The organism is Longimicrobium sp. (assembly GCF_036280135.1).
Lineage (GTDB): Bacteria > Gemmatimonadota > Gemmatimonadetes > Longimicrobiales > Longimicrobiaceae > Longimicrobium.
In genome coordinates, this window is the sequence record NZ_DASURI010000496.1 from 1 (window position 1) to 9,238 (window position 9,238).

Annotated in this window: 10 protein-coding genes; 1 reads left to right on the forward strand and 9 read right to left on the reverse strand. The window is 66.9% G+C overall.

Annotated features, from left to right (window positions below; genetic code table 11):
• A partial coding sequence (locus VFZ20_RS15940; RefSeq protein WP_329684902.1) for a hypothetical protein occupies positions 1 to 1,175 on the forward strand: 1,175 nt, incomplete at its 5' end.
• A 556-nt stretch (positions 1,176 to 1,731) separates the two neighbouring features.
• Here the strand turns inward: VFZ20_RS15940 and VFZ20_RS15945 are convergent.
• The 9 genes from VFZ20_RS15945 to VFZ20_RS15985 form a co-directional block, all read right to left on the reverse strand.
• The gene (locus tag VFZ20_RS15945) at positions 1,732 to 2,301 is read right to left on the reverse strand and encodes a hypothetical protein (RefSeq protein ID WP_329684903.1); all 570 of its coding nucleotides are present in this window, start codon (positions 2,299 to 2,301) and stop codon (positions 1,732 to 1,734) included.
• 309 nt (positions 2,302 to 2,610) lie between these two features.
• Positions 2,611 to 3,747, reverse strand: coding sequence for a GRAS family protein (locus VFZ20_RS15950; protein WP_329684904.1), 1,137 nt, complete (start codon positions 3,745 to 3,747; stop codon positions 2,611 to 2,613).
• Between the two features lie 565 nt (positions 3,748 to 4,312).
• On the reverse strand, positions 4,313 to 4,519 hold the full coding sequence (locus VFZ20_RS15955) for a hypothetical protein (protein ID WP_329684905.1): 207 nt from the start codon (positions 4,517 to 4,519) through the stop codon (positions 4,313 to 4,315).
• Positions 4,519 to 5,355 (reverse strand): 1,2-phenylacetyl-CoA epoxidase subunit PaaC, encoded by an 837-nt coding sequence (locus tag VFZ20_RS15960; RefSeq protein ID WP_329684906.1) that lies wholly within the window; start codon positions 5,353 to 5,355, stop codon positions 4,519 to 4,521. The genes VFZ20_RS15955 and VFZ20_RS15960 overlap by 1 nt, the downstream gene beginning before the upstream one ends.
• Positions 5,356 to 5,363: 8 nt before the next feature.
• Positions 5,364 to 5,657: a hypothetical protein gene (locus tag VFZ20_RS15965; protein WP_329684907.1), complete on the reverse strand. Its 294-nt coding sequence runs from the start codon at positions 5,655 to 5,657 to the stop codon at positions 5,364 to 5,366.
• A 97-nt stretch (positions 5,658 to 5,754) separates the two neighbouring features.
• Positions 5,755 to 6,159 (reverse strand): metal-sulfur cluster assembly factor, encoded by a 405-nt coding sequence (locus tag VFZ20_RS15970; protein WP_329684908.1) that lies wholly within the window; start codon positions 6,157 to 6,159, stop codon positions 5,755 to 5,757.
• The gene (locus VFZ20_RS15975) at positions 6,159 to 7,103 is read right to left on the reverse strand and encodes a Phenylacetic acid catabolic protein (RefSeq protein ID WP_329684909.1); all 945 of its coding nucleotides are present in this window, start codon (positions 7,101 to 7,103) and stop codon (positions 6,159 to 6,161) included. Before VFZ20_RS15975 ends, VFZ20_RS15970 begins: the two co-directional genes overlap by 1 nt.
• A 282-nt stretch (positions 7,104 to 7,385) precedes the next feature.
• Positions 7,386 to 7,970, reverse strand: coding sequence for a hypothetical protein (locus VFZ20_RS15980; RefSeq protein WP_329684910.1), 585 nt, complete (start codon positions 7,968 to 7,970; stop codon positions 7,386 to 7,388).
• Between the two features lie 697 nt (positions 7,971 to 8,667).
• Positions 8,668 to 8,961, reverse strand: coding sequence for a hypothetical protein (locus VFZ20_RS15985; protein WP_329684911.1), 294 nt, complete (start codon positions 8,959 to 8,961; stop codon positions 8,668 to 8,670).
• Positions 8,962 to 9,238 lie beyond the last annotated feature (277 nt).

Below are 9,238 nucleotides of genomic sequence, written 5' to 3' on the forward strand. Positions count from 1 at the left end.
AGCGCGCGCGGTGGACGGACGTGTCCGACCTGCTGCGCCCGGATGACCAGCGCGCGCTGCGGCAGATGGCGGAGCCGGAGCGCGCGGCCGTCGTCCGGCGGTTGTGGTGGCTGGCGGACCCGCGCTGGGACGACACCGCCAACGACCGCCTGACGGAGCACTACGCGCGGTGGACCATGCACCTCATCCAGCACCGCGCGCGGCAGGTGGACCGCACGGCGTGGCGCGACGACACGCGCGAGATCGTCGTGCGCTACGGCTGGTTCACGGCGTGGGAGCGGTACCAGCCGCTGTTCTACGGCAGCTCGGGCGACGGGCTCGTCTCGTACAACGACCCGCGCACGTGGGAGTGGCTGCCGCCGCTGTCCGGTGTCCGCGCGCCGCACACGCTGCGGGGCGACGAGTGGCCGCTGGTAGAAGAGGCGCCCACGGCCACGCGCTACGCGCCCGAGTACGTCTCCCGTGTGCTGAGCCTGCCGCACCAGCTGGCCGTCTTTCCCCGCCCGGAGGGTGCCGTGCTCGTGGCGGGGTACGCCATCGAGCCCGACAGCCTGCCGGCGAACTTCAGCCTGCACGCGTCCGCCGTGGCCATGGCGGACGTGGACGGCGCGCGGGCCGTGTCGCCCTGGCAGCCCACGGCGGCCTCGGGCGCGTTCCGGCTGGAGCTGCCGGGCCACCCGGCCGTCGTGAGCCTGGAGGTGCGGGAAGACTCGGCGCGGCTGTTCGCGCGGGTGCGGCGCGGCGTGGAGTGGGACGCGGCCGCGCGCGTGTCGGACCTGCTGCTGCTGGCGCACCCCGAGGCGCGCCCGGAGAGCCTGGACGAGGCCGCCCGCATTGCCCGCGGCTCGGAGGTGGTGGCGCCGGGCGAGCAGGTCGGCGTGTTCTGGGAGATGTACGACGTCCCCGCGGGTGACTCGGTGACGGTGCGCGTGGGCCTGGTGGCGCCGCGGGCGGGCTGGGGCCGCCGCCAGCTGGAGTCGCTGGGCGTGGTGCGCGGCGCGCGCCACGTGCGCATGGGCTGGCGCGAGGCGGGCGAGGGAGAGCGCATCGCCGCGCGCTCCATCGCCATCGGCATCCCGGGGGACCTGCGTCCCGGCGCCTACACGCTGGAGCTCACGGTGAGCGCCCCCGGCCGGCCGGGGGCCACCGCGCGGCGGACGATCGTGGTGCGGTAGGCCCTCACCCGCTCGCTGTCGCTCGCACCCTCTCCCGCAAACTGCGCGGGAGAGGGTGTATACTTCGAACAGGGCCTGGAGTGCGTGGGCGAGCTTTCGGTCATGCGGAATCCCCGTCGCTGCGCGACGGGGGGCCCTCTCCCCCGCCAGCCTTTTTGCTCGTTCCTCGCAACGGCCGGCGACCCCTCCCCCAACTTCGGGGGAGGGGTTTTCGCGTGGGTTGGCTTCGGCGCGCGAGCTCAGCCCGTGCTGAGGCTGGGTTCTCCTCTCTCCGCGAGGAACGAGCGGGGAGAGGCCGGGAGAGGGGCGGGTCGCTCTCGGCGCGAACCGTCCGAATGTCCAGACGCAGTTCTCCCCCTCCCCCGCTCTGCGGGGGCAGGGGGTCGGGGGGAGGGGGCCCTCCGCGGGCGAGCCACACTCCGCCTTTCCGCGGAAACCCGGAGCCCACACATCCGCCACCCACGAGAAAGCGGGCGCCCCACCGGGACGCCCGCCTTTCGTCTGCCATGTTGTCTCACCGCAACCTCGCCGCTCGGCTCAGCAGACGAGCGACCGCTCACATCAGCGGGAGCGTGACGCCGTAGGTGCAGGTCTCGCCACCGCGCGCCTTGCACGGCGCGCCCTCCATGGGGTCCACGGCCACGCGCATGGCCATCAGCTTCTGAAAGAAGCCCACGATCACCCCGCGGTCAAAGTCGCAGGGGTACGGCGTGCCCGTGGTGATGGTGGCACTGCGCGGGTTCTTGACGTCGAACGTGATGGCGCCCGCCTCGGCGCCGCGGTGGTTCATGTCGAACGCGATGCCGAACGAGGCCAGCACCTTCTCGAAGCTGTCGATGCCCGGCGGCAGCGGCACGTGGTTGGGGATCTGCCGGCCGATCTGGAACAGCGTGTTGGGACCCATCTTGGACCCGATGGCCTGCAGCGCCGTGACGTACGCCTGCAGCGAGTACCAGCCGTCGGCCTGCACGTCGCGAATGCCGTTCTCCTCCAGGATCTGCTCGCCGCGCCGGCGAAACGGCCCCATGGCCGCCAGCATGGACAGGATGTTGCCCCCGCTCACCGTCGCGTCGGGGGAGAAACGGCGGGATACCGTCACGGTCTGGCTGGGCTGCGTACTCGGCATGATGCTGCGCGTCCGGGTTGCGGCGGTGCGGATGCAGGGTGGTGGGGGCCCCTGCGTAGACTACGAGTCGTGTTACAATACGATGTCGCAGATTGAGCGGGTAGAGTAACGCTCGTTCGCCGCCGGTGTCAAGAATCCCACCCGCCTATCTGCTCGCCGACGCGCGGTTTACGCCGTGTCGCACTCGATCTCCGCGCGATTGCGCGCGTAGGTCGAAAATTGTTTACAAAATAGCCGGGCCCGCGCGCGGCGCGGGCCCGGCTACGTTCACAGCCCCGGATGGCTCCAGGCTCGGCTGCGGCCGGCGGATCAGGCCACCTGGTCCAGCAGCGCGGAGCTGATGCGTCCCGCGCGGGCCGGCACGCCCGACGTGGCGCACAGGATGGCCACGAGCGTCTCGTCGCCGTAGTCCAGCCCCAGGTAGCCGTTGCGCGCGGCCACGCGCACGGGCCCGGCGGCCGGCCGGCTCACGGCGTCCCACTCCGCCACGGGCGTGAAGCCCGCGTCGCGGAACCGCCGCACCCACGCGTCCACGGGCTCGTGGCGCTCGCACCGCGTCTCCTCGGCGTTGGCCAGGATGTCCTCGATCTCGCGGGCAAAGAACATCTTCATGGCCGCCTTGTCGCGGTCGTCCACGTCCAGGCCGTCGATGATGCGGAAGGTGAGCCCAAAGTGGTGCCACGCGGCCTCGAACCGCTCCACGAGCGACGACGAGTCGTGGTTGCTGCTGGGCTCGCACAGCACCACGGCGTCGGGCTCCAGGGCGCGCAGGCGGCGGAACAGCGCGTCGCGCGCCTGCTCGCCCGGCGCGGAGCGCACGTGGTGCACGGCAAACGCGCCCAGCACGAACAGCGGCGCGCCGAACGACGCGAACATCCGCCAGTCTTCCTCGTCCAGCTCCTCCACCACCTTGTGCACGGGGTGGAACGCCAGCTCCACGCCCAGCTCGTCCGCCGTCTCGGCCAGGGCGGCGCCGGCCTCCAGCAGGCTGCCGGCGTCGGGCTCGATGGCGACCACGTCGAGCTTGCGGGGCAGGCGGCCCTGCGTGGCCAGCAGGTGCATGAGCGCCACCTCCTGCCGCCCGGAGCCAATGCCCACGTCCAGCAGCGTGGCGTGCTCCTGCCCGCCCATGTATCCCGCCAGCACCTCGTTGGCCAGCGGGCCCGCCAGCGACACCGTGGGCAGGTGCTGCGCCAGCAGGTTGAAGAGGGAGATCTGCGTCTTTTCGAACTGCCGCAGGTACAGGTTGATCTCCGCGGCCTTGTCGCTCTCCAGCCGCTTGGAAAGGGCCGAGGCAAAGATGTAGTACTGCAGGTCCTCGCCGTGGGCCCCGTCGTCCAGGTGGTCGTCCACCAGGTCGGCCAGCAGGGTCCGGGCGTTGTCGATGCGCCCCGCGAGCGTCTCGTGCACCACGGCGAGCAGGGTAGCGTACTTCTTGTGGTCCATGGGGACTCTCCTCGGGATTGACACGGTGAAGGAACGAACCGCCGAGCACAACAAATTTCGTCCGGGAACGAAAGCAGATGACGATCTACGGCGGACGCTCCGGGAGCTTCCCCGGTGTGCCGATGGGGAAGTACCGAAGCGGGACAGGGGAATCAATGCGTCCCCATTGTGACCTTGGAGTTCTCTCTAAGCTAAGCACTCCGTATACGTTTGTAAAGGCCTCGCTGCAAGTTGTTACAGTGGCCGCGCCAATAAACGTAGCAGGCACGTCGCAGAAGCCCGGAACACCCCATCTGCAACATCCCGATTTTCGCACGTGTGCTCGCCCAACACGTTGTCAGCGTGCACGTTATCGGCTCGTGTCTGCTGATTGCGACGGATAACGGGTGCAGCAGTGGAACGGATGAACTGCATTCTCACGCAGAGCCGCGGAGGCGCGGAGGGGGATTCGCGGGGGACACTCCTCTGCGCCTCCGCGGCTCTGAATGAAATCTGTACATCTGTCCAAACGAAAGCAGGCCCGCCGAAGGATCTCGGCGGGCCTGCTGGACGTCGACGATGACGATCAGTTCTCGTCGTCGTGGTCTTCCCACTTGATGTACTCGAAGCCCGTGCGGCAGCGGTTGCACCAGTACTGCGCCACCGACAGCTGCCCGCCGAACGGGTTCACGAGCCTGGTATCCATCCCGTCGCAGAACGGGCACGGCGCGGACTGGGGGATGATCCCCTCCGCGTCGTGCGCGTCGGAACGGGACGGCGCGCGGTCCGCCATCAGTCCAGCAGCAGGGCGCGGTTCTTGTCGCCGCGGGCGCGCGAGGCCGTGCCCTCGTCCAGCGAGCCGCCGGAGCGCCGCGTGGCCTCGTCCCAGCCGTCCCACGACAGCGCGCCGCCGTAGCCGAACGCCCCGCCGTCGCGCCGGGTGATGCCCAGCCCCTCGGCAAAGCCCGTCTCCTCCAGCACGGGGCCGATCCTGCCCAGCACGCGGTCGCGCACGCTGGAGGCGTCGCCCGTCACCAGGCCTTCCTCCACCAGGCGGCGCAGGCCGGGCGCGCTGTCATCACCCGTCCACGCGAGCGCGGCGGGAAGGTAGCGCGCCAGCGACGCGGCGAACTCGTCGCGCAGCTCCGCCACGGAGGCGATCTTTCGCGCCCAGCCGGCGGCGTACTGGAAGTGGAAGCGCTCCTCGTCCAGCATCTTCTGCACGCGGTTCTGCACTGGCGTGTAGCGGCTGCCCACCAGCGCGGCGTACTGCGCCGTGAGCGCCGTGTCCACCAGCAGCATGCAGGCGATGAAGTCTGCCCACGAACCAAATCCCTCGTCCAGCGCCGGGTGGCTGCGGTACTCGGCCGCGGGGCGCTCGTGCTCCAGCGCCTTGGGGTCGTCGCCAAAGTCGCCCAGCATGGCATACGTCAGGCGGGCGTGGCCCCACTCGTCCTGCGCCATGCTGGACGCGGCGATGCCGGCCTCCAGCGTGGGCGCGCCCAGCATGCGGTCGCTGTAGCGCAGGCCCAGCACGCGCTTGCTGTCGGCCAGGGAGAGGATGAGGGAGCGCAGGGCGTCGCGGCCGTCGTCCGACAGCTCCGCGGCCTTTTCCACGCGATCGGTCATCGTGTCGCTCACTTGGTGCCTCCCGCCAGCTCGGCGCCGCCGTATGACCCCGTGCTGTGGGCGTGCACCAGCTCCTGCTCGCCGCCGTTGATCATCCGGGTCACGAACTGGCTTTCCTCGGGGTCCACGGGGATGATGGCCGCGCGGGGGATGACGCACATCTCATCCCAGTTCTGCTCGTCGTACGTCTTCCAAGCGTAGACGCGGGCCAGGTCGCCGTCCATCGCGTTGACGAACCCGATGTGGCGCAGCGGCTCGCCGCGCCCCTTGCGGGCGAAGACTTCGAATACGGGCTCGATCATGGAGAACGAGTGCGAAAGTGCGAAAGTGCAAGAGTGCGAAAGTAACAGAGGTGCGGGTGCAGTTACTCTCGCACTTTCGCACTCTCGCACTCGCCGTTTACATCGATACGCCGAACGTGCGCAGCGCCTCCCGGCCGGCCGGCGAGATCCGCGACTTGGTCCAGGCGGGCGTCCACGTCTCGTTCACCGTGACCTGCTCCACCCCCGGCTCGCGCTGCAGCCGGTCCTGGATGTCGTAGTGGATGAACGCCATGCACGGACAGGCCGTGGCCGTGAACGTCAGGTCCACCTCCACCGTCCCGCCGTCCTGCCGCACGTCGTAGATGAGCCCCAGGTCCACCAGCGAGATGGGGATCTCGGGATCCATCACCTCGCGCAGGGCGTCCCACAGCGGACCCGTCTGCTCGGCAAACGGCACCGGGTAGGCCGACGGCGCGTCCAGCACCGCCGTCCCGCCGTCCGCCGATCCGCCGAAGCGCGATTCCGTCGTAGAACAGCTCATCAGGCCGCCATCTCCAGCTGCTTGCGGAAGCCGCGGCCGTCCTGGATGGCTTCGATGAACTGCCGGTTGGCCGGGCCGCGCGCCTTCCAGCGCTCGAACACGGTATCCCAGCTGATCTGGCCCTCGTCGAACAGCCAGCGCTTCTCGTCCTCGTCGTACTGCGACGGGAACGGGAAGTCGAGGACGAACTTCTGCTCGTCTTCGCTCCAGTGCGCGGGGACCTGAATGCCGAGCGACTCGCACAGCGGCACGGTGGACTGCATCCACGTCTGCCGCAGCTCGTCGTTGGTCATCCCCTTGAGCTTGTAGTCCAGCTGGCCGCTGTGCCGCTTCATGTCGTCCGGCAGGCCGAACCACTCCACGGCCATGGGAAACATCCAGTCCACGGCGCGCTGGATCTGCTCCTTGGCCTCGCCGCCGGCGTTGCTCAGGCGCTTCATCCACATCTCGCCGTGGCGCAGGTGGAACGTCTCCTCCTGGTCCACCTTGACCAGCGCGCGCTTGAGCGGGCCGTACGAGGTGTTCTTGAACACGTCGCCCAGCAGCGTGATGCCCGCGCGGTCGTACAGGCCGTTGGCCACCACCAGCTCCGCCCAGTTCTCCAGCGGGTGGTCAAAGCCGTACGGGTGCTTGAACTCGTGCGGCTGGCGGCCGTACACGAGCTGCTCCTTGTCCAGCCCCAGGTCCTCCAGCAGGCGGTACGCGATGTTGGCGTGCGCCAGCTCGTCCTGGATGATGGCCGTGGCGCTCACCATGGTGTTGGTCGACGGGGCGTCCTTGGCCGCGCCGAAGTACGCCGGCGCGGAAACCAGCTCCGTGTCGGCCTGCACCATGAGCTGAACGATCAGCGCCTTGCGGTACCCCTCGGTCATCTCGTCGGGATACTCGACGATGAAGCCGTTGTGTACCTTTTCCTTGAGCTCGTCTTCGGTGTAGCGGGCCATCCGTTCGTCTCCGTAGATGGGGGCGAAGGCGTCGTTTACGTCCTCTTGGGCGCGCGCGGTACCTTGGCGCACACGGGCCCGGCACGCGGCTTCCGTGCCGCGCCCGAGCCCAGGTCGAACGACCGTTCGAACGATCGTTCGGGGAGCGTGAACCTAACCCGCGAGCGGAGGCGGTGTCAAGGCAGGCTAGCTAAAAAGACTGAACAAGCGGGCAGCGCCAACACACTAGCGCTGCCCGCTTATTCAGTCATTTGGAAACTGACGATTCAGCTTCTCGCGCAGTTATGCGAATGCGGTTTCCGTACCGTAGTCAAGAGCGAAGCTATCGACCGCCAGCGACCAGCGCCTTGGAACAGCTCGGCGTAGCACCCGGCGGCCAGCTTCCTTCCCGAGCGCCTGCACGATCAAGAACGCAGCAACCGGAATCACCGCGAGGATCAGCACAGGAGATCCTAGTACAAGTTGGTCAAGCACATGCATGTCCATCCGATTAACTGCCTTGACCAACGTGTCCTTTTGCTCAGGAGTAAGGTCTTTTGTCGCGCTTGTGAACTGCGCAGAAAACGACTCTTCATCATTCTTGACACTACCGTACACGTGCGCCGTCGCAGCGAGACCCCATACGTTAATTCGATCTGCAAAGCGGATGAAGCCGTTCATTGTTGACCTTACAAGTGTGTAGGCAGGATGTCCGAACTCGATTCCGCCTTCTGCAGCGTAGTCGAACAAGGCATCACGCTCTGCGAACATTCTCTGTCGGAACAGGTCGATCCGGTAGTCTCTGTACAAAAAGGTGACAAGCACCCAGATGAACAGAATCCCGGTCACCGCGACAACTGCATCCGTTGCTTCCATTTGCGTCATCATACTTCGTCTCCCGGGTTGGTTTCTCCACGTCGCGTCAGCTTACTGGAGCTACGCTTCCGGTCAAGCGTCCTTTCATGCTTCTCGATTCTGGGCGAAAGGCGTTCCACTGTATCTCGCCGCAGCTTCCTTTGCGCTAACCCGTATACTACACCGCCGCCACCGACCAACGCCATGATCGCCTGAGCTGCGTACCTAGATGCTAGAAGCTTGATTCCAAAGTTTGCCTCGGTTGTCCGTCCAGCCAAGACCTCGGCAATTAAGTACAGCATGAAGAAGATCGCTACTACCCCGATCCATCGGATTAGATTCTGTACAACTGGAATCCACATCGTAAGACGGAGGGCACGAAAGTGAAGTTTCTGCTCTTCAAGACGTGCCTTATTCCTACGGTCTTGCCGCGGACGGGGCATAGAGGTGCGTTCGCAGAGTAAGGAGAGTCAGGCGATGGAGCGGCAGGTGTAGCTTGAACAACAGTCTACAACTTTATTCGTCAGCCGTCTAGTATTCCTTGTTGCACGCGCATTTGGACTGATTTCTGATTAGGCCGCACCTCAATCCCGCAATGCAGAGGACATCCACCCGCACCAAGTCGCGAGTGGACTTTCCGCAGATCAGTTGGTATTGAGCTAATACCCCCTAAAGGGAGAGAAACACTATTCAGCGCATCGGACAGAGCGTTCAACAGGGGTCCCTGATGTCAAGTCGGCCGTAGGTTGGCGATGGGATTGATTTGCTTACACAATTCCGCCGCAAGCCGCTCCGCCGCCTCCGCCCGCTCGCGATTCGCTGCCGCGCCGCGCTCGGCCATCTCCGCCAGCACCGCCTCCCAGCCCGCGCGCGGCTTGTGGCGGCCGGTTTCGGCGCGCCAGCGATGCGCGAGGTTCAGGCTCACGCCGAACTCCTTCGCGACCTCATCCATCGAGACGCCGGTCGACTCGCGTAGGCGGTCAACCGCATCCCGGAACCGTGCGCGCTCGCAGGCTGCATCCATCTTGATTAATGGTTTATGTTACACTTGACCAATGCCCTCTGGTTTAGTATAACTGTGACCAGCAGGGACAAAGAAAAGGCTGACCGACACTCCCGCGAAGAAGACCAGCCAGCCTCACCCGCGAACAGACCCGAAGGCCGCCCGCTACCGCAAGTGTAGCCCTGCCGGGCGCCAGGGGTCAAGTCCACCGGAGGCCACGATGGCCAGCAACACGCAGAGCTCCGAGCCCGCCCCGCAGCCCGGCCGCTACACCATCCACAAGCGCGACGGCGGCCGG

Excerpts from the sequence above, each read along its gene's own strand:
- VFZ20_RS15980 (WP_329684910.1), bottom strand. The coding sequence starts at position 7,970 with ATGATGACGCAAATGGAAGCAACGGATGCAGTTGTCGCGGTGACCGGG.
- VFZ20_RS15955 (WP_329684905.1), bottom strand. The coding sequence starts at position 4,519 with ATGGCGGACCGCGCGCCGTCCCGTTCCGACGCGCACGACGCGGAGGGG.
- VFZ20_RS15945 (WP_329684903.1), bottom strand. The coding sequence starts at position 2,301 with ATGCCGAGTACGCAGCCCAGCCAGACCGTGACGGTATCCCGCCGTTTC.
- VFZ20_RS15960 (WP_329684906.1), bottom strand. The coding sequence starts at position 5,355 with ATGACCGATCGCGTGGAAAAGGCCGCGGAGCTGTCGGACGACGGCCGC.
- VFZ20_RS15970 (WP_329684908.1), bottom strand. The coding sequence starts at position 6,159 with ATGAGCTGTTCTACGACGGAATCGCGCTTCGGCGGATCGGCGGACGGC.
- VFZ20_RS15950 (WP_329684904.1), bottom strand. The coding sequence starts at position 3,747 with ATGGACCACAAGAAGTACGCTACCCTGCTCGCCGTGGTGCACGAGACG.
- VFZ20_RS15985 (WP_329684911.1), bottom strand. The coding sequence starts at position 8,961 with ATGGATGCAGCCTGCGAGCGCGCACGGTTCCGGGATGCGGTTGACCGC.
- VFZ20_RS15975 (WP_329684909.1), bottom strand. The coding sequence starts at position 7,103 with ATGGCCCGCTACACCGAAGACGAGCTCAAGGAAAAGGTACACAACGGC.
- VFZ20_RS15965 (WP_329684907.1), bottom strand. The coding sequence starts at position 5,657 with ATGATCGAGCCCGTATTCGAAGTCTTCGCCCGCAAGGGGCGCGGCGAG.